The organism is Methanolapillus africanus (assembly GCF_032714475.1).
GTDB lineage: Archaea > Halobacteriota > Methanosarcinia > Methanosarcinales > Methanosarcinaceae > Methanolapillus > Methanolapillus africanus.
Genome location: NZ_JAWDKD010000002.1, coordinates 48,803 through 71,919, shown reverse-complemented (window position 1 = coordinate 71,919; position 23,117 = coordinate 48,803). Strand labels below are relative to the sequence as shown.

21 protein-coding genes are annotated in these 23,117 nt (G+C 44.3%); 16 read left to right on the top strand and 5 right to left on the bottom strand.

All coding sequences use genetic code 11. The features are described from left to right. Window positions 1-101: 101 nt before the first annotated feature. The 4 genes from MsAg5_RS00330 to MsAg5_RS00315 form a co-directional block, all read right to left on the bottom strand. Window positions 102-314 carry a hypothetical protein gene (locus MsAg5_RS00330; RefSeq protein ID WP_338098617.1) on the bottom strand — a complete coding sequence of 71 codons (213 nt, stop codon included), beginning with the start codon at window positions 312-314 and terminating at the stop codon, window positions 102-104. Window positions 315-701: 387 nt separating this feature from the next. Beyond that, window positions 702-1,325 (bottom strand): DUF2150 family protein, encoded by a 624-nt coding sequence (locus MsAg5_RS00325; protein WP_338098616.1) that lies wholly within the window; start codon window positions 1,323-1,325, stop codon window positions 702-704. 45 nt (window positions 1,326-1,370) lie between these two features. Then, window positions 1,371-1,841: a UPF0179 family protein gene (locus tag MsAg5_RS00320; protein ID WP_338098615.1), complete on the bottom strand. Its 471-nt coding sequence runs from the start codon at window positions 1,839-1,841 to the stop codon at window positions 1,371-1,373. A 237-nt stretch (window positions 1,842-2,078) separates the two neighbouring features. Continuing rightward, a complete protein-coding gene (locus tag MsAg5_RS00315) occupies window positions 2,079-3,131 on the bottom strand; it encodes an NAD(P)-dependent glycerol-1-phosphate dehydrogenase (RefSeq protein ID WP_338098649.1) in 1,053 nt (350 codons plus the stop codon). Between the two features lie 496 nt (window positions 3,132-3,627). Between MsAg5_RS00315 and MsAg5_RS00310 the strand changes: the two genes are divergently transcribed. The 4 genes from MsAg5_RS00310 (at window position 3,628) to MsAg5_RS00295 (ending at window position 7,719) form a co-directional block, all read left to right on the top strand. Then, on the top strand, window positions 3,628-4,494 hold the full coding sequence (locus MsAg5_RS00310) for a DUF63 family protein (protein WP_338098614.1): 867 nt from the start codon (window positions 3,628-3,630) through the stop codon (window positions 4,492-4,494). A 155-nt stretch (window positions 4,495-4,649) separates the two neighbouring features. Next, complete coding sequence (locus MsAg5_RS00305) at window positions 4,650-5,378, top strand: stage II sporulation protein M (RefSeq protein WP_338098613.1); 729 nt, start codon at window positions 4,650-4,652, stop codon at window positions 5,376-5,378. Window positions 5,379-5,566: 188 nt separating this feature from the next. Next, window positions 5,567-6,397 (top strand): stage II sporulation protein M, encoded by an 831-nt coding sequence (locus MsAg5_RS00300; protein WP_338098612.1) that lies wholly within the window; start codon window positions 5,567-5,569, stop codon window positions 6,395-6,397. 158 nt (window positions 6,398-6,555) lie between these two features. Further along, window positions 6,556-7,719 carry a formate--phosphoribosylaminoimidazolecarboxamide ligase family protein gene (locus MsAg5_RS00295; RefSeq protein ID WP_338098611.1) on the top strand — a complete coding sequence of 388 codons (1,164 nt, stop codon included), beginning with the start codon at window positions 6,556-6,558 and terminating at the stop codon, window positions 7,717-7,719. An 80-nt stretch (window positions 7,720-7,799) separates the two neighbouring features. Here MsAg5_RS00295 and MsAg5_RS00290 read toward each other — a convergent pair whose 3' ends face one another. Beyond that, a complete protein-coding gene (locus MsAg5_RS00290; protein ID WP_338098610.1) occupies window positions 7,800-9,524 on the bottom strand; it encodes an ATP-binding protein in 1,725 nt (574 codons plus the stop codon). A 576-nt stretch (window positions 9,525-10,100) separates the two neighbouring features. Between MsAg5_RS00290 and MsAg5_RS00285 the strand changes: the two genes are divergently transcribed. The 12 genes from MsAg5_RS00285 (at window position 10,101) to MsAg5_RS00230 (ending at window position 23,071) form a co-directional block, all read left to right on the top strand. Beyond that, window positions 10,101-11,327: a translation initiation factor IF-2 subunit gamma gene (locus MsAg5_RS00285; protein WP_338098609.1), complete on the top strand. Its 1,227-nt coding sequence runs from the start codon at window positions 10,101-10,103 to the stop codon at window positions 11,325-11,327. Window positions 11,328-11,337: 10 nt separating this feature from the next. Continuing rightward, window positions 11,338-11,757 carry a type II toxin-antitoxin system VapC family toxin gene (locus tag MsAg5_RS00280; RefSeq protein WP_338098608.1) on the top strand — a complete coding sequence of 140 codons (420 nt, stop codon included), beginning with the start codon at window positions 11,338-11,340 and terminating at the stop codon, window positions 11,755-11,757. Window positions 11,758-11,941: 184 nt separating this feature from the next. After that, window positions 11,942-12,532, top strand: coding sequence for a DNA-directed RNA polymerase (locus tag MsAg5_RS00275; RefSeq protein ID WP_338098607.1), 591 nt, complete (start codon window positions 11,942-11,944; stop codon window positions 12,530-12,532). A 54-nt stretch (window positions 12,533-12,586) separates the two neighbouring features. Next, on the top strand, window positions 12,587-12,775 hold the full coding sequence (gene spt4, locus MsAg5_RS00270) for a transcription elongation factor subunit Spt4 (protein WP_338098606.1): 189 nt from the start codon (window positions 12,587-12,589) through the stop codon (window positions 12,773-12,775). 7 nt (window positions 12,776-12,782) lie between these two features. Continuing rightward, window positions 12,783-13,397, top strand: a complete 615-nt coding sequence (locus MsAg5_RS00265) for a GTP-dependent dephospho-CoA kinase family protein (RefSeq protein ID WP_338098605.1) — start codon at window positions 12,783-12,785, stop codon at window positions 13,395-13,397. A gap of 405 nt (window positions 13,398-13,802) precedes the next feature. Continuing rightward, a complete protein-coding gene (locus MsAg5_RS00260; RefSeq protein WP_338098604.1) occupies window positions 13,803-15,746 on the top strand; it encodes a hypothetical protein in 1,944 nt (647 codons plus the stop codon). 96 nt (window positions 15,747-15,842) lie between these two features. Further along, the gene (locus tag MsAg5_RS00255; protein ID WP_338098603.1) at window positions 15,843-16,136 is read left to right on the top strand and encodes a hypothetical protein; all 294 of its coding nucleotides are present in this window, start codon (window positions 15,843-15,845) and stop codon (window positions 16,134-16,136) included. Then, window positions 16,133-16,561, top strand: a complete 429-nt coding sequence (locus MsAg5_RS00250; RefSeq protein ID WP_338098602.1) for a hypothetical protein — start codon at window positions 16,133-16,135, stop codon at window positions 16,559-16,561. The genes MsAg5_RS00255 and MsAg5_RS00250 overlap by 4 nt, the downstream gene beginning before the upstream one ends. 346 nt (window positions 16,562-16,907) lie before the next feature. Further along, on the top strand, window positions 16,908-19,079 hold the full coding sequence (locus tag MsAg5_RS00245) for a GLUG motif-containing protein (RefSeq protein WP_338098601.1): 2,172 nt from the start codon (window positions 16,908-16,910) through the stop codon (window positions 19,077-19,079). 236 nt (window positions 19,080-19,315) lie between these two features. Continuing rightward, window positions 19,316-19,627, top strand: a complete 312-nt coding sequence (locus tag MsAg5_RS00240; protein WP_338098600.1) for a 30S ribosomal protein S24e — start codon at window positions 19,316-19,318, stop codon at window positions 19,625-19,627. A 5-nt stretch (window positions 19,628-19,632) separates the two neighbouring features. Continuing rightward, window positions 19,633-19,782 carry a 30S ribosomal protein S27ae gene (locus tag MsAg5_RS00235; RefSeq protein WP_338098599.1) on the top strand — a complete coding sequence of 50 codons (150 nt, stop codon included), beginning with the start codon at window positions 19,633-19,635 and terminating at the stop codon, window positions 19,780-19,782. A gap of 469 nt (window positions 19,783-20,251) precedes the next feature. Continuing rightward, window positions 20,252-23,071: a beta strand repeat-containing protein gene (locus tag MsAg5_RS00230; protein WP_338098598.1), complete on the top strand. Its 2,820-nt coding sequence runs from the start codon at window positions 20,252-20,254 to the stop codon at window positions 23,069-23,071. The last annotated feature ends 46 nt before the right edge of the window (window positions 23,072-23,117 follow it).

The following is a 23,117-nucleotide window of genomic DNA, read 5'->3' as shown; positions in this document are numbered from 1 at the left end:
TTTGCGTCTGTATTTTGCGGATTACGATCAGTAAGATGCATTCCAACTTGCAGTACAGATTGCACCTGCTATTTACTGTTCTGAGTTGTACACACTGTTTTTTAATTTACAGTTTGCACCATCCGTTTCTGACAATACAGTCTTTTCTTGTTCCGTTTTGCATCAACTGTTTCCAACAATACAGTTTTTTCTTGTTCCTGTTTTGCACCATCTGTTTCTGACAATACAGTCTTTTCTTGTTCCTGTTTTGCACCATCTGTTTCTAACAATACAGTTTTTTCTTGTTCCTGTTTTGCACCATCTGTTTCTGACAATACAGTCTTTTCTTGTTCCGTTCTGTATCAACTGTTTCTGACAATACAGTCTTTTCTTGTTCCAATCTGCGCTGGCCGCCAGCTATTCCAATCCCGACAGTGTGCGGTATCCGCTTAAACAGACGCAAAGCGTCTGTTTAAGCGGGACGGTTTTCTTGAGATAATGAAAGAAGAAGAACCCGATATTAAAAACAAAAAGAAAAAAGCAGCCGCAAACTCAAAAAATAAACAAAAAAAGAACCCATGGTTCTGAAACGCAAAAAGAAAAATGGACGCCGTAACGCGCGCGCACGTCGCTGCCGCAAAAATGAAAAAACGAAACAAAAGAAAAATAAAAAAGGAAAGGTGAATCGTTTTTTAAAAAATATTTAAAAAAATAATATTTAATTAATCTTCGTCGTCGACGTCATCGAAGTTCTTGTAACTGTCGGTTCCGACAAGCGCGGCGGCAATCGAATCAATGCCGTCGAGCCACTCGGCGACGATGCTGTCTTCCGGGAGAATCGTCAAACATTCTTCATCAAACGGCTGTCCGGAAATGACGGCGGCCCCGAGCGTTGCCATAATGGCGAACGCAATCTCAAGCTCTTCGTCTTGTTCGGCGGCGCCCGCTTCTTTGATGAGCGCTTTAAAATCGGCCTTTTGGTCGTAGTCGCCCATGAAATACGCTTCAAAAGCGGCCATGGAGCAGCTGAGCGAGTCTTGGACGGAAAAAATCATCATGTCGGCGTCTTCCGAAATGGCGGGAACTTCCGCGAGAACAATGTCGCGGACGCTGTCCAAAATTTCGAGTGCTTTTTCCTCGTTGAGCGCTCCTTTGTCAAAGCGCGCCGCGATTTTTAAGCAGGATAAAATGACGTCGTCGGCCATGTTGACAAAAATGGCCGCGCTTTTTTCGGCTTTTTCTTCGTCTTGAAGCGAAAAGCCGGCGCCCTGAATCTGGGAAACCCAGTTGTCCCAGCGGGGCTTGGAGTAAAATTCATAATAAGGAAGTGATTTTTGTTCTGCCATTGATTCACCTTTTCCAAAAACAATGATTTGTATTATATTTAAAAATTATGACTCTAACACAAGATAAACGCGTTTATACGTTTTGCCGTCCAGCTCAAATCCTTCAAACACATCGGCAACGACGCATTTGTCGCCCTTTTCCAAACCTTTCGGAGAAAATAATGCGTAATCTAAGCCGCCGTCCTCGTCATCACCATTTTCCGCGCTGTTCTTTCTCACAAAAACCGGTTCGTAAACGATTTTAGAACCCGAAACCGCTTTTTTGGAATCCACATACGCTTCCACCGGCGCATTCTTGACGACAACCGCCAAAACGCCTTCGTCGTGAAGCGCACAAGACAACAGATTCGCGTTTTTGACGGACTGAATCACATACTTGCGTCCCGGTTCTAAATTGAGGCACGTGCCCCGGATTTGACATTTCTTGCACTCTTCCATTTCTTGCATAAAGAAAAATTCGCCGCCCGGCTTAGCCAAACGCGAACCGATCACCGTAATTTTAACAGCTGCCGCCATTTCTCCACCTGATGAGTTTGATTTTTGATTGAATTGATAAATGAATTGATAAGAATAGTTGATGAATTGAAATTAATCGTTGATAAATTGAAATTAATCGTTGATAAATTGAAACGGTTGAATAAATCGAACGACTTGAATCATTTGTTGCAACAGGTCATTTATCTGTTTATTTGATTTTAACCTTTGGATAACAAAATCAAACCGAAATAAACGACATATCGGTCGTGAACGATTTTACTGTATAACCTTTGTAACCGCAGCAACCTTTTCGGCAGCTGACGGCGTGAGTCCTGTGCCCAAAATGGTGTACCGCTCCGGCCGAATCGTGTGCGCCAGCAAAAGCGCGTCAATGATTTCCTCATCAGCAATTCCCATTTCGGACGCCGACGTCGGCACGCCGATTTGAATCAAAGCGCTGCGAATCTTTTCCCAGTCGCCGCCGTGCAAATACATCATCATAATCGCGCCGATCGCACACTGTTCACCGTGAAGCGCCGGTTTTTTCGCAATCCGGTCCAGCGCGTGGCTGAACATATGTTCCGAACCCGACGCCGGGCGGGATGATCCGGCAATGCTCATCGCAATACCGCTCAGCACCAGTGCTTTCACAACCATCCGGGCGGAACTATCCAGTCCCGGGCGGATGAGGTCCGCCGATCCCATAATCATTTCCGCGCTCATTTTAGACATCAAGGCTGCCGATTCGCTGAACGGTTCGTTTTGATGCCGGCTGGCCAGTTCCCAGTCCAAAACGGCGGTGCAGTTGGAAATCACGTCGCCGCAGCCGGCCGCCAGCAACCGGAACGGCGCCTGCGAAATGATGCCGGTGTCGGCAATCACGGAAATCGGCGCTTGTGCCGCATAAGATTCTGATTTTTCGTCCGAATGAATGGACGCGCGCGACGACGCGATTCCATCGTGGGACGCCGCGGTTGGGACGCTGATAAACGGAATGTCGCAGCGCTTGGACGCCAATTTCGCCAAATCGATCGACCGGCCGCTGCCGACGCCCAAAAAGCATTTCGGTTTAAATTCTTTGGCCGCCGCTTCAATCTTTTCCACTTCTTCCAATGTCGCTTTTTCCGACTTGTAGATATAGCATTCGTTTTTTTCCTTTTCCAACAGAGCGGCGACATCGTTGCCGGCGACGCCCGCCGTATTTTTGCCGGTGACAATGAATGTTTTGCCCGTCAGTTTCAATTTTTGAAGAACGGCGGGCGTTTCCTTGAGCACGTCGTTGCCGATGAGAACTTCCCGGGGAAACTGCATCCATTTCGATTCGCGCATCTCATCCTCGCGCCAGCGGCTGCTTTCGGAAACCGCCTGACCCTTTTGACCTTTGAATTTGCTCATTTTAATCCCGGTTGATTTTTTAAATAATTAGAATTTTTAGAAAATTTTAGTTAAATAAAAATTTTTAGTAAATCGTTTATTCATATTTTAGTAAAGATGATTCATATTTTAGTAAAAATGATCCATATTTTAGTAAAAATGATCCATATTTTAGTAAAAATGATTCATATCCTATTTTTATTTATTTGTCCATATTTTTCAATATTCAAAACAATAGAAACAATATGAGCGACTAAATATAAAACATGTTGTCATTTCAGCCTATTTTTGCTTGATGTTGCTTCCTTTTTATCGTTTTTGTTGTCTCTCTTTTATCATTTTTGTTGTATTGTGTATCGTTTTATAGTATTAATGCCGTCATGTTTCTATAAGTTTAATTCTCTTTGATTTTGTTTGCTAATCCTTTTAATCATTTTCAGCTTGGGATAACATGTCATTTACGGAAACATTAACGGAATTCATTTACACCAATTACATCAACCCGGTGATTTATGATTCCGGCTACAACGTCTTTAACACGCTCACATGGGCGGTTATTTTAGGAATCGCGGTTTACTTTATCATTTATTCCCTGCGGAAAATGAACATCGCCGTCGACAAATATTCTCTGGGCGCGACCTTGCCGTTCGTGGTGGCCGGCGCGTCTTTGCGTGTGGTCGGCGATTCCGGCGTCATTCAGCCGCCGTTCAGTTATGTTTTGATTACGCCCAACATTTATTTCTTCGCCTTCTTGGTCACAGCGCTCTGTTTATTCGTGTCGCTTCTCCTTCAGAAGTTTAAAATCGTCAAATCATTTTATTTCGTGTACGCCGGTCTCGGCTGCCTGTTCGTCGCAGCGGTTTTCATCGTTTTGTTCGCCGTCAATGACGTCGTCCACTGGTGGGTTCCGTTTGCCGTCGTCGGCGTCGGTCTGGCAATCACCACCGTTTTCGGACTCGTCGCCAAAAAACTCGGCAGCAAAATCTATTCCGATAAATTCAACCTGACGATCCTGCTCGCGCATTTGATGGACGCCACGTCAACCGTCATCGGCATTGAAGTTTTCGGCTACTATGAAAAACACGTCCTGCCGTCGTTTTTAATCGATTTGACCGGCTCGGCTTTGGTCATGTACCCGCTCAAAATTGCGATCTTCATGATTGTGGTTTGGATTTTGGACAAGGGTCTTGAAACCGAATCCCAGGGCGAAGACAAAGATCAGATTGAAACGATCAAAAATGCGATCAAGTTCGTGATCATTATTCTTGGACTTGGGCCGGCGATCCGCAATTCGCTGCGCGTCTTCTTCGGCATTTAACCGGACAGGCAAACCAAAGAAAAAAGTCAAAATAAAACGATGTGCCCGTTTTTGTTTGCAGCGGCAAAACGTGCCGCTGTAACGCGCGCGGGCGGCGCGTCCAAATCATAAAGATAATAACGATGAAATGAAATATAAAACGCAGGAGGTCAATCATGGAACGCGGAACAGATCCCGAGTATGAACAAAATACGAATTCAGGTACAAATTCAAGTACAGACACGGGGTCCGAACCGGTTATTTTAGATCCGTCCTGGGGCGATCCGATTCCGACGCAGACGCCCGGATACAAAAAACATCTGCGTTCTTTCCTTTCCGTTCATAAAGTTTACACGTTGTGGATGGCGGTTGTTTTTATTCTCTGCTTCGCGGTCGGTTACATGGTTTCCGCGTCCAACACGGAACTGTCGGACCAGCTGATGGAAACGATTTCCACCGCGTTAGGCGCTGTTGACACGGACAGTTCGTTTCAGCTCATGATTCAAATCTTTTTCAACAACGCGCAAATTGCGCTCTTCGCCATTGCGTTTGGCGTCGTTTTGGGACTCTTCCCACTCTTCATTATCCTGGCCAACGGCATCATGGTCGGCGTCGTTTCCGAATACATTGCCCGAACGGCCGGCTTTGCCTATTTGCTGGTCGGCATCGTTCCGCACGGTATCATTGAATTGCCGATGATCATTCTGTCCGCAGGCGTCGGTTTCCGTCTGGGCGCCGTCGTTTTTTCAAAACTCTTCGGCCGAAACGTCACTTGGAAACTGTTTGCCCAAGAAGTGTCGGAAGCCGGCTGGGGATTCTTTTACTTTATTCTGCCGCTTCTGCTGTTGGCGGCCGTCGTTGAAGTTTATGTCACGGGAACGCTCTTGAGCGTTTTGTTTGTTTGATTTTTTTAATTTTTGATTCAAATCGAAGCAATCAAAATCAGAAACATTTCAAACAAATATTTTTATAGGAATGTTTTATTTACAAAAACGAATTTTGACGCAATGACTGCGTCAACTCTTCTGCAAAAACGAACGAATTATCTTTAGAACCACTTCTCTTTACGATCTTTATTTTTAGGTGTTTGGTCATGATTTCAAATAACGATACTCAAAAAACGAATGATTTTGGCGCTGATAATAATAACGGTACGGTCGGCAACAACGATCATCATAATAACAGCGATTACACAGACGGTGATTTCCATTTTGAACCGTCTTTTTCTGATTCCGGCAGACTGTCTGCCGGTCAAAGTCCGTCAGACCTGAATTTAAACTTGGATTCGAATCCAAATCCGTCCCATGGTCTTGGAAAACGGTACAAAACAAAATTGTTCAAATTCTTATCCGACCACAAAATTTACACATTTTGGATGACCGCCGTTTTTGCGGTTTGTTTTGCGGCCGGCTACCTTCTTTCAGCTGCCAGTCCTGAATTAATGGACGAACTCATCAAACTTTTATCCGATTCGATGGCGTCTGAATCGGAAAATTCATTTCTGAAAACGATTGATATTTTTCTGAATAATACGCGCGTGACAGTTTTAGCCGTTGCGCTCGGTTTTGTTTTCGGTTTGTTTCCGCTCGTCACCATTGCTTTCAACGGTGCAATTATCGGCATGGTTTCGGAATACTCTATCCGGATGATCGGTTTGGATTTCTTGCTGGTCGGACTCGTTCCGCACGGTATTATTGAACTTCCGATTATTATTCTCTCCACAGCAGTCGGTTTTCGATTAGGCGTTCGGACTTTTTCAAAAATCATCGGCAAAATCACTTGGGACGCGCTGGCCAAAGACTTCTTGTCGGCCGGCTGGGGTTATTTGTTCTTCATGCTGCCGCTCTTGCTGGTCGCCGCCGTCATTGAAATTTATATTACGGGTACGCTTTTGGATGTTCTGTTTACATCGAATTTGAGTTGATGACCGGTTGGATGATTATGCCGATTGTTTGATGATTAAATAATAATCATTTCAAACAATTCCTTTTTATAATTCAGCCTTATTTACAAACTCAAACATTTTTTCTTAATTTTATTTTCATTTTTATTTTTCATCATCTGACGAACAGGAGTCATCTTATGATTTCAAAGAGCCAAATTAAAGAAACAGTTGACCAATATTACAACAATCCGGAAAAGGTTAAAATCGGAACGATTGCGTCCCACTCCGGTTTAGACGTTTGCGACGGCGCCGCCGAGGAAAATTTTAAGACGGTTGCCTTTTGTAAAAAAGGACGGGAACTTACTTATTCCAAATATTTCAAATCCCAGCGCGACGCCCAAGGAAATTTGGTGCGCGGCATCGTGGACGAGGCGGTCATTTACAATAATTTCAATGAAATCCTCTTGCCCCAAAACCAGCAAAAGATTTTGGACGACAGTGTTCTCATGGTCCCGAACCGTTCCTTTACATCCTACTGCAGCATCGACGCGATTGAAGACGATTTCAAAGTCCCGATTCTCGGCAGCCGCAACATGCTCCGCAGCGAAGAACGCTCGGAATCCCAAAGCTATTACTGGATCCTCGAAAAAGCAGGTCTTCCGTTCCCGGAAAAAATTGACAATCCCGAAGATATCGACGCGCTCGTCATGGTGAAGTTGCCGCACGCCGTCAAAACACTCGAACGCGGCTTTTTCACAGCCGCCAGTTACGACGAATACGTGGAAAAGTCAAGCACGCTCCTGAAACAAGGCGTCATCACCGAAGAAGCACTCAAAGGCGCGAGAATCGAGCGCTACATCATCGGTCCGGTTTTCAACTTCGACATGTTCTACTCCCCGATTGAAGAAGAAATGAGCCCGATTGAAATCCTCGGTATCGACTGGCGCTTTGAAACCAGCCTTGACGGCCACACCCGCTTGCCGGCGCCTCAGCAAATGAAACTCCAAGGCGCTCAAATCACGCCGGAATACACGGTTTGCGGCCACAACTCCGCCACCCTGCGTGAATCCTTGCTTGAAAACGTCTTTGAGATGGCGGAAAAATTCGTCGAAGCCAGCAAAAAACACTATGATCCGGGCATCATCGGGCCGTTCTGTCTCCAAACATGTGTCGACAAAGACTTGAACTTCTACATTTATGACGTGGCACCCCGCGTCGGTGGCGGAACCAACGTTCACATGTCGGTTGGCCACCCGTACGGCAATGCGACTTGGAGAAAACCGATGAGCACCGGACGCCGGATTGCTTATGAGGTCAAACGCGCGCTTGAAGCGGATAAATTAGAAAAGATTGTGACTTAAGGTCACAATTTTCTTTTTTTAGAATTTAATTTTTCTTAATTTTTTCGTTCTCTTTTTGTTTTCACTCACTATATTTCCATTTATTTCATCTGCTCATTCTTATTTTTCCTTAAATCCGATTTCATTTTTCTTTTCATCCTTAATCCTTTATCCGTCAGCCGATAGCACTGGTTGGGGTGAGTCGGTTTAGCGGGGTATGTCATTTCAATATATCCAAATTTCATTGCCGGGCTCAAATATTTTGACATGAAATTGTTTTTATCTTTTAGTTTCATGAGATCTTGAAGTTCTGTTCTTTTCAAGTTCTGAGTCATAATTTGAACAATTTTCTGTACGTGTTTTAAATCTTCTTTTTGAATTCTGTTTGTTTGAATATCTCTTATCCGATGTGTATTTTGTTGATCTTTTTGTTTGGTTGTTTGGTGGGTTGCTTGTTGGGTAGCTTGTTGGGTAACTTGTTGGGTAACTTGTTGGGTAACTTGTTGGATTGTTGGGGGGGTAACTTGGTGGGCAAATTGGGGATTTATTTGAAAGATTGCCGATTGCAAAGATGCAGAATCGGTTTGAAAGCCGACTTGATTTTGTTCCTCTTCTTCACTTTGGTTGCGCCGGATGATTGTTCGGAAATATGTTTCTTGAATGAATTCCGGCTCCGGGAGGTCTGCTTCCCGGCATAGGCGGATTATGTCTCCGGTTCCTGTTCCCATTCTCTCAATATATCCGGACAGGTACATCGCTTCGGCAAGCAGCGGATTTGTCGGAATGGAGCGGTGCGGACCGCGCAGTTTTTCCGGCGTCAATCCGTATGGTAAATATCCGGGATTCCAAATCTCCAACCGGTCTTTAAAAAGCATGATCTGGATACTTCCGTTGTCCGTATAATCTCGGTGAACAATAGCGTTGACAATGGCTTCCGTTACCGCCGCCACCGGCAATTCATAAAGAATGGGGACTTGCACGCTCTCGTCGCGGGTTCCGACAAAAACGTTAATTTTAGATAAAACGAAATCAACCGCTTGGTCAACCAATTGAAAGACGTCGCCTTTGTAAACTTGATAGGATGGAATGGGTTTTCTGATTTCAGTTCCATGGAAATGGGCGCATTTAACTTCGGACGGCAGGAAAAATCGCTGTGGTTGCTTTCCAAAAAGCAAAATTGCCGCGTTGGTGATGCGTCCGTTTTGCAGCAAATTCAAGTGCGTCAACACATTTTCCGGTGATGATTGAATTGATCCGGGAAGCCTTCGTTTTTTGTTGGCCAAATCAATAAAATTTTTAATTTTATCCATGTCTAAATCATCAATCGTTGCCGCCGAATTAAAAGACACATCAAACGGCATCGTTCGGATGTATTCCTTCTCTTCCAAATAACGAACCAGCGATGCGTAAACGGAGAACTTAAGTTCCGTTGCGGTTGAAAACTGTTTCCAAACAACATTTTTTTCAGCCTTCTTGATGAATTTTAATTCTTTTGGATTTCTTTCGGAATCCGCGTGACGGGTCAAAAAAACCAATCGTGTTTTGCTCATTTTTCCGGCGTGGTTGAATTCCTGCTCGGTTGGGGATATTTCACCGTTGACGGTTCCGTATTCTTTTCCAAAGAGGCCGATGTAAATCTCGCTTTCCTCAATTTCTTGAAAATAAACACGGTCCGCCGAAAAATCCATGGCAGGAACGTTTTCAAAAATAAACGGATCAAAGTATTTTCCTAAAAGCGGATCGGACGTCAAATATTCGAAAAGCATTTGACGTTCGTCTTTGAATTCGGATTGAACGCTGCTGATAAATATTTTAATTTTCTTCATGTTGATCTCCTCTTTAAAATTTAATATGTTCTAAAAAAGAGATAATGTGAAGACATATTTAAAATTTTCATAAATCATCTAATATTTTTAATTTATTTTAAAAATGTTTATTATTCTGAAAATAAAATCAAATCAACAGCCGGAATTAAAATTTAAAAAAGCAGTTTGGAAATTCAAGTATAATTTATTCCTGTAATTTTTTCAAGTTCATTTGAAAAAAGTTCAAAAAATTGGAAAAATTCAAATCTATTTGAAAAAAACTCAAAAATCGGGAAAAATTCAAACAGACTTGAAAATTTATCTGATATTTAATTTTCAATCAAATTTCAAATAAAACAGGCGTATTTACCATAACCTTTAAGAATCATTATATAATTTAAAATCCCTTACTACTCAAACATGAAATTGCATTGCCGTTTCATACGGAAAATGAGAACTTGAAACATGAATTGGAATGAATTCGAACATGTTTTCAATCGGTTGAGTCTTTTTTGATATCAATCACCTTTATTTTTTCACAATTTTATTATTATTTTATCTTTTATTTCGGCGTTTTATTCGCCGGAGGGAAATACCATGGCGCAACCCAGTTTAAATATCGGCATGGTCGGACACGTCGACCATGGAAAAACAACACTTGTTAAGGCTTTATCCGGTGTGTGGACGGACACGCACAGCGAAGAAATTAAACGCGGTATCTCAATCCGCCTCGGCTATGCCGACACTGTTTTCAGAAAATGTCCGAGCTGCGCCGAACCGGAATGTTACACGGTCGAGAAAAAATGTGCGCACTGCGGCACCAAAACCGAAGAAATCAAAACGGTGTCGTTCGTCGACGCGCCGGGACACGAAACTTTGATGGCGACCATGTTGTCCGGCGCCGCGATCATGGACGGCGCGATGCTTGTCATTGCCGCCAACGAAAAATGTCCGCAGCCGCAAACGAAGGAACACTTGATGGCCTTGAACATCATCGGCATCAAGAATGTCGTTATTGTTCAAAACAAAATCGACCTTGTCTCCCGGGACCGCGTGCTTGAGCACTATCAGGAAATCAAAGAATTCGTCAAAGGAACCGTTGCGGAAAATGCGCCCATCATCCCCGTTTCCGCCCAGCAAAAAATCAACATCGACGCGCTCATTCAAGCGCTTGACACCTGTATTCCGGTGCCGGAACACAAAATGGACAAGGAAACGCAAATGCTCATCGCCCGCTCGTTTGACATCAACCGTCCGGGTTTTACATACAACGATATCAAAGGCGGCGTCATCGGCGGAACGCTGACGCAAGGCACTTTTAAAGAAGGCGACGACGTGGAAATCCGCCCGGGACTTAAGATCACTTCCGACGGATCAACCCGCTGGGAGCCGATTTTTACCAAAGTGACCGAAATTCACGCCGGCAAATCCAAAGTGAAAAAAGCCTTGCCGGGCGGTCTTTTGGCGCTCGGAACCCTTCTGGACCCGTCGCTCACGAAAGGCGACTCGCTCACCGGACAAGTCGTCGGAAAGCCGGGCACGCTCCCGCCGACGCGCGAAGGATTTTTGATGAAGCTCGACCTTCTGAAACGGGTTGTCGGCGTCACCAACGAAGCTGAAATTAATGAAATCAAAACCAGCGAACCGCTGATGCTCAACATCGGCACCGCGACGACCGTCGGCGTTGTCACCAGCGCTCGAAAAGACGTTGCCGAAGTGAAGTTGAAGCGCCCGGTTTGCGTGCAGAAAGGCGCGCACGTGGCCATCAGCCGGCGGATCGATTCCAGGTGGCGTTTAATCGGTGTCGGTATTATTGAAGACTGATTTTGAAAAAATGGTCGTGGAAAAACCGTGCGTCCTTTTGGACACCAACGGTTTCATGGTTCCGATTCAATTCGGAATCGACATTTTTTCGGAACTCAGGCGGCTCGGATTTTCAAAATTTATCGTCCCGGACGTCGTCGTTGCGGAACTGGAACATATTTCCAAAAAAGTAACCGGCGCCGACAAAGCGGCGGCGCGGGTGGCGATTTCTATGGCGACAGGCGCACAATGCGTCACGATCGCCATGTGCGATTTTCCCGCAGTTTCCGGAAAAACGCATGTCGATGATATTATCTTGGAAATTGCGGCCGGCTACCGTCTTCCGGTGCTGACCAATGACGCAGGATTACGAAAGCGGTTAATGGCGGCCGGAATCCGGGTTATTTCCATGCGCCAGTCCAGCAAATTGGATTTTATTGATCAAAAGTAAATTATAATGTCATTTATCATGAATTTCATGGAGTTTAAATAAAATTCAAAAACTCTTTTATATCAATTCATTTATTTATGCACATTTACCATCAATTTTTCAAATTAATTTTATCGATTCATTCAACTTGATTTATTGGAATTTTATGTTAAGGGCTTTGCGCTTTTGAAAGGTGAACAAATTTATGTATAAATTAATGACACTCGTTGACACCGTCCGTATTGATCCGACCCTTCTTGGCGAAGATGTGGAAGAAAACGTCAAGAAAGCATTAAAAACAAAATTGGAAGGAAAGGTCGACAAAAAAATCGGTTGTCTTGTCGCGGTTTGCGGTGTGGACGAAATCGGTGAAGGTCACATTCTTTACGGCGACGGCGCGGTTTATTACGACGTGACGTTTAAAGCGATTCTGTTTATGCCGGAAAACCAGGAAGTCATCGAAGGCGAAGTTTTGGAAACGGTCAGCTTCGGTGTTTTCGTCGGCATCGGTCCGATGGACGGTCTTTTGCACGTCAGTCAAATCACGGACGAATTTATGTCCTATGACGCCAAAAACGGCCGCTTGGTGGCCAAAGTCGGTAAAAAGGCTTTGGGCGAAGGCGACCACGTGCGCGCCAGAATCGTGGCGGTCAGCATCAACGAACGCGACCCGCGCGAAAGCAAGATCGGTATGACCATGCGTCAGACCGCGCTCGGCAAAATCCAATGGATTGAAGAAGATCGCGACAACGACAAGGGCGGCAAAGGCAAAAAAGGAAAGAAAGAGAACAACTGATTGATTCTCTCAAATCTTTCAATTTATTTTATGATTAATAACAGGTGATTTATTATGGCAGAAAAAGTTTGCAGAAAATGCATGCGGCTGATTGTCAACGGCGACACATGTGAAATGTGCGGTTCAAGCGACTTAGCGGACGAATGGATGGGGCTTGTGATCATTTTAGATCCGCGCAACTCCGAAATCGCAAAGCGCATGAATGTTGACTTGGCAGACAAATATGCATTGAAGGTGCGATGAGTTGAATTTGTATTTCGATTTGCCGAAAGAGTTACGCCCTTTTTTGAAAAACCCATACGGCACACTTTATCCGGGAAACGGCTCGGAAGTCATCGATCAAATCCGTCCGCTTCTCTCTGACGCGGCCGGTCATGATGTGCCTGTTGTTTCCGTCGGCGACGTGACGACTTATAATCTGATCAGCGCCGGTATTTTTCCCAAATTATGTTTGGTCGACCGCCTGACAAAACGTCTGCCGGTTCCGGAACACATTTCTCCGGCGTCGCATTCCAATTACTGCGACATCCGCGTCAAAAATCCGGCCGGAACGATTTCAGACGAAATGGTTTTGGCGGTTCAAGAAGCGCTTTTATCGGATTCAAACATTCGGATTTGCGTCGACGGCGAAGAAGATTTGGCGTCGATTCCGGTGATTGCCTTTTCAAAACCCGGAACGCTCGTTCTTTACGGCCAGCCGGACGAAGGCATGGTGGTTGTGACGGTGACCGATGCTAAAAATGCGGAAATGACTCGGTTTTTCCGTCAAATATTGGACGTTAAAAACGCCAAAACGGCGGTTGATGATGTTCCTGCAGATATTTTATCCGTAGAAGTGGACGCTTTTTTGAAAAAAGTGTTTTGAAAATTTGACCTGTTTCTTATTTTCAAAATTTAATTCATATTCTCAATTATCTCTTCAAGTATTTTCTTTTCAAATATTTTCTATTTTTTGAGTATTTTCTATTTTTTAATATAATTCTATTATTAAGAATTTATAATGAAAGATTTCTTTTAATAAGATTATTTCTTATTTCTTTTTAAGTCCTCTTTTTTCCAAGCTTATTTCCGATCGTTTGACAAACTCTTTTTGGAATTGAGAGGAGGAGGCGTTATTCAACTGATCTGTAAGCAAACTGATCCTTGATTTTATAAAAAACGGCTTTTGCGATGAATTTCGGATTTTTCGAATTTTTCGGATTTCATTGACGCACCCGAAGTCTGTTCTCTTTTTTGACTTGGCGAAAATTAACACATCACAGGAGATTTCATGATGAACACAATTTTCAAAAAAGCCTTTCCGCTTATTCTTCTTTTATTGCCGGCCGTTCTTTTGCTGTCCGGCTGTATTGATTCCGATGACAATATTTCTGCCGGTAACATTTCCAACGGGGCCGGTTCTGTTCTTCCCAATGATTCCAATCATTCCGCACCCGGATTTGAATCCGGCAACAACTCGGCGGCAGCATATATTCAAAATCAGCTGGCTGCACAAGATCATGTTTATTATGTTTACAAAGATTTCGCCGACGGACAGAACAGTTTTACCCAAAAAGCGTGGATGGGGAACAATAATTCCGGTTCCGCCGCAATGTTTGAAGCGGCAGAGCCGTATTCCGGAACTTCTTCTGTTCGCATGAATATGAAAGTGGTATCGGGTGATTGGAACGGTTTTATGTTTCTGACCGGGTCGACGGATCGGAACGGACAACCGCAGCTTGATTTTGGGGAACACGATACCGGAATTGATTTGACCGGCGCTTCCAAACTGACTTTTTATGCGCGCGGTGAAAACGGCGGCGAACGCGTTGAATTTTTTATGGGCGGTCTCGGGTATGACGAATACGGGCGGACAGATGTTCCTTATCCGGATTCCGCTCGAAAAGTGTCGCTCGGATATGTGACTTTAACGGATGCGTGGACAAAATATGAAATTGATTTGACCGGCAAGAATCTCAGCCGAATCGGCTGCGGATTTGGCTGGGTCAGCAACGATCGGCAGAATCCGGGCAAAAGCAACATTACTTTTTACGTGGATGAAATCCGTTACGAATTTGACGACGCCTCCACCTCTGCCTCTGCCTCCTTAAATCCGATGTTTCTGCAAAGCTACGCTTCCGAAAAACCGGGAACTGACGCGTCGATCATCAACAATTTTGCGTACACGTACGATAATGCGCTGGTCATTATGGTTTTGACGAACGCCGGCGAATATGAACGCGCCGGACAGATTGCGGACGCGATGGTTTACGCGCTGGATCACGACCGGTTTTATTCGGATGGCCGATTGCGAAACGCGTACATGGCCGGCAATCCGGAAAGTTTTCCGGGATGGTTTTCCAAAGGTCAGCCGTTTGCGAAAATGCCGGGATTTTACGATCTTGACAAAGGCGTTTGGTACGAAGATTATTATGCCGTTTCCACGTCAACCGGAAATATGGCGTGGGCAGTCCTGGCGATGTGCGATCTTTACGACGCCACCGATAATGAAAAATATTTGACCGCTGCCGAAAAAATGGCGGGTTTCATTCTTCTTCAAAAAGATGAAACAAACGGCGGTTTCATGGGTGGTTACGAAGGCTTTGATGGGAATCAAACGCGCATGACTTACAAATCGACCGAGCACAACATTGATTTGATTCCGGCTTTTGCCCGGCTTTCCGATATTGAAGCCCAACGGGGGAACGCCGAAAAATCAAAAATGTATGCGGCGGCATCCGGTGATGCCAAAAAGTTCGTGCTGTCTATGTATGACGCGGACCGCGGCTGTTTTTACACGGGAACCGGCCTTGACGGAAAAACAATCAACCGAGACGTTTTGCCGCTGGACTGCAACACGTGGGCCATTCTGGCGCTCGGGGATGATTTTTCCGATTCGGAAAAAGTCATGGCGTTTGTCGAACAAAACATGGCGGTTGAAAACGGTTATGATTTTAACGCCGACAAAGACGGCGCTTGGTTTGAAGGAACGAGCCAGATGGCGGTTTGCTATGCGATGCTCGGGAAAGACGACGATTATCGCCGCGTCATGAACAAATTGAATGCGAATACATTGCCGGACGGAAGCATCACCGCAGCCGACCGGGACGGCGTTTCCACCGGATTTAAGGTCAGCGGGCTGGATCTGGATTGGGAATACAACAAACGCGTTCACTTAGGGGCGACGGCTTGGTTGTCGTTTGCGCAAACGGGATACAATCCGTTGAAATATTAATTTCATCATAAAACTCAAGAATTGTTTCTAAAATATGTGTGCCGGTTCTGTGCCGTGAAACGGCACAGAACGGCTTAAGGGGGTAAAATATGGGGTTTGTTTGTCAATTATCAGGTCACAATTGGAACGGCTGTCAATGCGGCCGCTGCGGCAAAACGCGCGATGAACAGCATGACTGGGGCCGGGATCGCTGCAAACGATGTGGAAAATATTGTCAGCACCATTGGAATTACTGCACGTGTACAATATGCGGCGGAAAGAAAATCTTTTTTGAAATATATTGTCATTTACAGCAGGTTGCCGGCGGATGTAAAGTCAAGTGTTCAGTCTGTGGTTACGAAGCAGAAAGGCATGATTGGGACAAATGCGTTTGTCGGAAATGCGGGATGAAAAATGATGATGCGGCAGATCCTCATGACTGGAAACCCGTTGAGGACAAATGTGAAGAGCAATGTTCTCTTTGCGGAACAACGCGCGAGGTGCATGATTGGAATGAGCTTTGTGCTTGTCGCAGATGCCGGAAAAAAAACGATAAGAAAATTTGGCTCATCAATCACGAATGGAAACCGGTCGTTGGCAAATGTGCGGAAAAGTGTTCTTTTTGCGGGGAAATGCAGGAAGCGCGCCATGACTGGCAGCCTATTGAGGATGAGTGCGCGGAAAAATGTTCTTTCTGTGGAAAAATGCGGGAAGCACACATTTGGGAAACCGTGTATCATTATGTCGATTTGGGCGGAGACGACAGCTATTGCAATGTCAGTTCAAAATGCAAAAAATGTAATAAAACGGGGGATGCGGCCGGCATCATTGATTGATGGCGTATCAATCAGACCTCTCCTCTTGGGGCAGTTTAATCAAAAAATGATTCTTAGCCTGCCGGTTTAATTATTCAGCTGATTGACTGCTTCATTCATTTCCCTTTTCATTTTCCTTTCTCTTCTTATAGTAACTTTTTCTTCTTATAGTAACTTTTTTTTAAACAACTTTTCTCCAATCATTTTCTCTCCAAATAGTTATACTAATAATACCCTATTAGGAATTATTAGGATTAGATATTTATATCCATAAAACTATTTGATTGAAATTAATATTAGATTTGTTGATTAGGTGAATAGTATTCTAATCAAATAACAAAAATTTAAAAAACATGGGTTGAATTCTTTGTCTCTCCAAAAAAGCACATTCAAAAGACGGAATATTATTCTTTTAATTATTCTGATTCTTTTGCTTCTCTTGCTGTCGACGTCATGTTTGTCGTATGGCAGCAACACGGCTCAGTATTGTTCATGCTGCAACGTCACTTCCGGGTCAAACATCGCTTCCGGATACACTGCTGTTCCTGAAAAAGGCGGCAATCCCGCGGATCCGATCAACGTCACGCCCGGCGGAAACGGAACAAAACCGGAAGAAAAGCCGCTTGCCATCGGTTTGGAACTTTATGATTATAATGAAAATACCGATAACTTGCGTGTGGTCATGACTCTTCCGGACGGAACGCCGGCGCCGGATGCAACCGATTTGGCAATTTCTTATCAGCAATTGAGCGGCGCTGATGCCGGAACGATATCGACGGCAATCGGCCTGGCGGATTACAGCGCTTACGTTCCCTCATCTTACTCGGCTTATTTGGTAACGTTCAAACTTGATGGAGATCGGTTGCCGGGAAATGAAATTCCGTATGCTTATAAAATCGGATATAAGGGCGGCAACGCAACGGTCAATTATCCGTTTGAATCCGGAACCGGTACAACCTCAAGTCCGTTTGTTATCCAAAATATCGTTCAGTTCGATGCTTTGCGGTATGCGGAAGGCACCGGTATGAATTTCAAATTAAACAGCAGCTTGGATTATCCGGACAATTGGAATAACAGGTCGAATGCGGAATTTATTCAATTCGAACGCGCCGGTGCAAATACAACCTGGACGCCGGTCTATTTTGGAGATGGGTGGCGCGCTGTTGGAAACAACACGATCAAATTTAACGGCAATCTCAACGGCAACGGAAAAACGCTCAGCAAATTCACTTATAACAACGCAAGCCAAGACGACGTCGGTCTTTTTGGTGTGACGGGCATAGATTCTTCGTTTGAAAACATGTCTTTAGAAAATTTCAGTATGACGGGTTTTATCCGGGTCGGCGGATTTATCAGCAACAATTTCGGTCGAGTCAACGATGTGACTCTTTCAGAAATCACGGTCAACGGACATAATTCTGTCGGAAATGCCTTTGGCAACAACAGTGGAAATGTAAATAATGTTCATGTTGTCAACAGCACAGCCTCCGGATTCAGCTATGTCGGCGGTTTTGTTGGGTCGCATGAAAAAGATTTGATTTCAAACTGTTCGGTTTCATGGGAGAATCCGGCGGATATAAAAGTCAGTGGAACTTCTCATTATTTTGGTGGTTTTGCCGGTATGGCTCATTCTGATATTGCAGATTGTTACGCCGAGAATTTTGATGTGCGGGTTGATCCGAGTTATGACAGCCAAGGGATTGGCGGTTTTGCAGGAAGTGCTACCGGGCGGGCCGGCATATCCGGCTGCAATCTGACAAATGTTTCTGCAAGAAATGTTAATGTGACGAACTTGGCGGCCACGTCCAGTTCCTATCCTTCTATGTATACCGGCGGTTTGGTCGGTGTTGTAAGTAATGCCACTGTTCAAAAATCCTATGCTACCGGGGATGTTTCCGGAAGATGGTATGTCGGCGGGCTTGTCGGCGGAACCGCTGACGAAGGTTCCATTATCAAGCAAAGTTATGCGGCCGGCAACGTCACCGGAAACTTCGATGTCGGCGGATTAATCGGATTCTGTGGTGAGACGATTGAGGATTGTTATGCAACAGGGGATGTTGAATCTGTGAGTTATCTTTCCGGTGCCGGAAATGCCGGCGGTTTTGCAGGCCGCGTGGGCTGGGGAACTTCAGGTTCCAATCCGGCGCTTTACAAATGCTACGCTTCAGGCAATGTCAAAAGCGATGGTTATGCCGGCGGTATCAGTGGGTCCACCGCGTACCCTATCCATCATTGCATTGCTTTGAATGAAAATGTTGAAAGCACAACTTTTGCCTTATCCGCAAAGGTCTCTCCCTATTTCGGTATGAATGTGCTTGAAAATGATTATGCGCTCAACAGCATGACTCTGGTCGGAGATGATACTCTCTTCAATATGTTCTGTCCTGATGCGAATGGAATCGGCATTGATCGGGATGACGCCGATGAAACATTCTTCAGCGGAACCGGTTCCGGACAACTCGGCTGGGACTTCACTGATATCTGGGAATGGAATTCGACGCTCAACCGCCCCGTTTTAAAAGGAATGCCTGCAGCATAATCAAAAAATTCGTTAAAAGCAATTTAATTGCCTGCTTTCAGCAGGCAATTTTTTCTATTTTTCCCTTTTCCTTTTTTTGTTTTTTAATTTTTTGTTTTTCCTTTTTATTTTCCTTTTCTTTTTTGATCCAACATCATGCTAAAAGTTTATATTTGATTATCTCCTTTGAAACTCGCTTTATCCAAATAACACATCATGTCAAAATTCAAAAAGTTTTGATTTTGTGAGGAATTATTATGGAAATTACAATCGTTAAAGACTACCAAAACAAATTATTAAATCGGAGAGAACTGGATTTTACCATAAAATATGAAGGTCCGACCCCGTCTCGTATTGATGTCAGACAAAAATTGGCCGCTCTTTTGAACACCGACCTTGACTTGACCATGGTCCAAAAAATGGAATCCGTTTACGGTCTTCAAGAAGTTCGCGGATATGCGAAAGTTTACGAATCCGCCGACCGCATGAAACAAATCGAAAGAGAGTACATGATGAAAAGAAACGCATCGCCTGTTGTTGAAGGCGAAGGCGAAGCCACTGAGGAGTGAGTCTGATGTCCGTTAAAAATTACTACAAAGTCGAAGGCGACTCGATCACCAGAACGCACAAATTCTGTCCGAAATGCGGACCGGGCGTTTTCCTCGCTGACCACAAAAACAGAAGCACCTGCGGAAAATGCGGCTACACCGAATTCAAAAAGTAATTCGGAAAATGAATGCGCAAATTATATTTTCATATATTTGCTCCTAAAACAAAAAAGCCCGATGAATGAAAATTCATCGGGCTTTTTTTATTGATTTTTTCAGAAAATATCTTCAAACATTTTGGTTTTTTAATCCTTCTGTTCATTTCACTTTTCTTATTTTTTTCGATATTTTTGGGTGTTCTTCTGATTTTTTTCATTTGACGGCCGTAAATGTAACGGTTTTTTTATTTGATATATCTCTTTTTTCAAATAGTGCATGCGCTTTATTTTTTTTCATTTATTTTATTTTTTTGAAAATAGGAAATATTATGATTAAGTACTTATATCCTTCAAACTATTCCTATATTGTCCATATTCTATATGGTTATTTAAAAAACAGTATATTTCTTAAATAATATATATTTAAAAATGATTGGGTTGATTTTCTTTGTCGATTAAAAAAAGCACATTCAAACGGCGGAATATTTTGATTCTAATTATTCTGCTTCTCTTACTCCTCTTGCTGTCAACATCTTGTTTGTCGTTTGATGGCAATGCCGCTCAATATTGCTCATGCTGTAGCGTTACTTCTGCAACAAGCGACGCTCCCGGATATTCTGTCGTTCCTTCAAGCGGCGGCAATCCGATTAACGTAACGCCCGGCGGAAACGGGACGAACACGACGCCGTCAACACCGCCCGATCCCGAACACATTGGGTTGGAGCTTTATGATTACAACAACACAAGTAAAGAACTTCGTCTGATTATGACAATTCTGGATGGGTCGGACGCGCCGACAAAAGATAACATAACTGTTACTTATCAGGAACTGAACGGAACAGATAACGGACCAATCACGGTCGATGTTGATCCGGTTGATTACGGCACTTACAAGTCGTCTTCTTATCTTGTCAAATTTGTCCTTCCGGCAAATGCACGGCCGCCGATATCTTCTTCCTTGAATCCGTACACATATAATGTGACGTTTGACGGCACGAGCGCAAGTGTCAATTATCCGTTTGAGTCCGGAACCGGGGCTGGTACAGATTCCTATAAAATGAATCATGTTGTTCAATTTGATTCGCTTCGATATTACACGGAATCCGCCGGCAGCGGGAAATATTTTGAGTTGACAACGGATATTGTTTGTCCGACGGCTTGGAACAATGTTTCAGATGCGGAATATACGGCTTTTAAGCGCTCCGAAACTGATGGAAAAGGATGGCAGCCGGTCGGAAATTCGACGACGAACGCGTTTAAAGGAAACTTTAACGGCCGCTCTAAAAGCGTCTCTGATTTCTCAATCAATCGCTCCACCGTCAGCTATGCCGGACTTTTTGGGTCTTCAAGCAGTGGTTCCTTCAAAAATGTCAACCTTGAAAATTTCAATATGAATGTGTCCGGAAATTCCGGTGGTTTTATCGGTCAAAATACAGGCAGTTCCGTTGAAAATGTCAACATTTCAAACTCAACTGTCCGCTCTAATGCATCGAATGCGGGCGGACTGATCGGAAATAATACAGGTTCCGTTAACACTGTTAACTTAACAAATGTCGCTGTCAATGCCACCTACTGGGCCGCTGTAAAATCCGGCGGAATGATTGGAGATAACACAGGGTCAATCGATAATGTGACGATGTCAAACATATCCGTTAAATCAGATTTCTGTGAACTGCTCGGTGGAATGATCGGAAATAATGCCGGGGCGATTAACAATGTCAATTTGACAGATGTGATCGTTGATGAAACGTGGCAGTATTCCGGCGGCTTAATTGGCAATAATACCGGTTCAATAAACAACGTGACTTTAACAAATGCGACTGTCAACAGCAGTAGTTATTCCGGCGGTTTGATCGGGGGGAACAATGCGACGGTCAACTGCGTAAATCTCAAAAATGTGACCATTAACACACAGGGTGGTCAGTATTCAGGCGGTATGGTCGGATACAATTCCGGTTCCGAGATCAATCAAATTAATTCTACCGATATTGTGGTTAATACAAGCTCAGTCACGTATGTCGGCGGTTTAATCGGGTACAGTCATAATTCCACGCCTATTCGAATTAGTTCCGTTAATTCGACAAACGTTACGGTCAATGCAACCAAATGGCATTCCGGTGGGATGATTGGTTATTGTAATGGGTCGCATTCTATCGATGTTGTTAATTTGACAAACGCGACGGTCAATACGTCCGGTGCATCCATTTCTTACTCGGGCGGTTTGATCGGTTATAACGATAATGATGGGTCAATCAACAACACACATCTTTTAAACTGCGCCGTTTTGGCTCCCGACAACGCGCCTTATATCGGCGGGTTAGTCGGTGATAATCGCAACGCGAGCATTAATAATTCCGATTTTATTTGGGATCAAACGGCCGGCAAAAAAATTAATGGCGGAAAGGAAGTCGGCGGTTTTGTCGGCATGAGTACTTTCACGAACATTTCCAATTGCTATGTCGCGAACTTTTCTGTTTCGGGTCATGGAGACGCCGTCGGCGGATTCATGGGGTCCACTTCAATTAGTGGGGTTCCTACAGCTGAATGTACATTGCTTAATATTTCCGCCAGAAATGTGGACGTTTCCAATACCGGTAACAGAACCGGCGGTTTAGTTGGCCATACGTTCGGTACGTCGGTCCGGCAATCATATGCAACCGGGGATGTAAACGTCGTCGGGTCAAGTTTAAGCTCAACGGGCGGCCTTCTCGGTCAATCGTCAACGGCCAATGTTAAAAAGAATGGTAATGTTGAACAATGTTATGCCACCGGAAACGTCACCGGTGATAAAGAGGTCGGCGGTTTGATCGGTTATGGTGAAAGTCATATATCGGATTGTTATGCCATGGGGGATGTTGACGGGGACGCTAAAATCGGCAGTTTGATCGGCGCATTTGCCTATAACTATACCGTTGATAATTGCTACGCCATCGGAAACGTTACCGGCTCGGATTACGTCGGGTTGTTTGGTTCGATTCAAAGAATCATGATTCCCAATGTGACAGGTGTTAATAATTCGGTTATCTTGAATGGAACGATTACAGGGTTGACCAACGTTTCGCGAATCGGAACGCAAGTCGGTTCTAACACGCCTTATTATAAAAACAACTATGCAATCGATACAATTCCCGGAACGTGGACCCCCGATATAAATGGAAAAGACGGTGGAACAAAAACAGCGGCGGAGTTGGTTGATACATTCTTCAGCGGGACCGGTTCCGGACAACTTGGCTGGGACTTCACTGATGTCTGGGAATGGAATTCGACGCTCAACCGCCCCGTTTTGAAAGGAATGCCTGCGGCATAATATAAAAAAAGGAAATGCAATTGCCTGCATATTCAGGCAATTCATT

Bases quoted from the DNA above. Each gene is read 5' to 3' on its own strand.
- MsAg5_RS00325 (WP_338098616.1), bottom strand. From the start codon at position 1,325: ATGGCAGAACAAAAATCACTTCCTTATTATGAATTTTACTCCAAGCCC.
- MsAg5_RS00320 (WP_338098615.1), bottom strand. From the start codon at position 1,841: ATGGCGGCAGCTGTTAAAATTACGGTGATCGGTTCGCGTTTGGCTAAG.
- MsAg5_RS00315 (WP_338098649.1), bottom strand. From the start codon at position 3,131: ATGCGCGAATCGAAATGGATGCAGTTTCCCCGGGAAGTTCTCATCGGC.
- MsAg5_RS00310 (WP_338098614.1), top strand. From the start codon at position 3,628: ATGTCATTTACGGAAACATTAACGGAATTCATTTACACCAATTACATC.
- MsAg5_RS00305 (WP_338098613.1), top strand. From the start codon at position 4,650: ATGGAACGCGGAACAGATCCCGAGTATGAACAAAATACGAATTCAGGT.
- MsAg5_RS00300 (WP_338098612.1), top strand. From the start codon at position 5,567: ATGATTTCAAATAACGATACTCAAAAAACGAATGATTTTGGCGCTGAT.
- MsAg5_RS00295 (WP_338098611.1), top strand. From the start codon at position 6,556: ATGATTTCAAAGAGCCAAATTAAAGAAACAGTTGACCAATATTACAAC.
- MsAg5_RS00290 (WP_338098610.1), bottom strand. From the start codon at position 9,524: ATGAAGAAAATTAAAATATTTATCAGCAGCGTTCAATCCGAATTCAAA.
- MsAg5_RS00285 (WP_338098609.1), top strand. From the start codon at position 10,101: ATGGCGCAACCCAGTTTAAATATCGGCATGGTCGGACACGTCGACCAT.
- MsAg5_RS00280 (WP_338098608.1), top strand. From the start codon at position 11,338: ATGGTCGTGGAAAAACCGTGCGTCCTTTTGGACACCAACGGTTTCATG.
- MsAg5_RS00275 (WP_338098607.1), top strand. From the start codon at position 11,942: ATGTATAAATTAATGACACTCGTTGACACCGTCCGTATTGATCCGACC.
- spt4 (WP_338098606.1), top strand. From the start codon at position 12,587: ATGGCAGAAAAAGTTTGCAGAAAATGCATGCGGCTGATTGTCAACGGC.
- MsAg5_RS00260 (WP_338098604.1), top strand. From the start codon at position 13,803: ATGATGAACACAATTTTCAAAAAAGCCTTTCCGCTTATTCTTCTTTTA.
- MsAg5_RS00250 (WP_338098602.1), top strand. From the start codon at position 16,133: ATGAAAAATGATGATGCGGCAGATCCTCATGACTGGAAACCCGTTGAG.
- MsAg5_RS00240 (WP_338098600.1), top strand. From the start codon at position 19,316: ATGGAAATTACAATCGTTAAAGACTACCAAAACAAATTATTAAATCGG.
- MsAg5_RS00235 (WP_338098599.1), top strand. From the start codon at position 19,633: ATGTCCGTTAAAAATTACTACAAAGTCGAAGGCGACTCGATCACCAGA.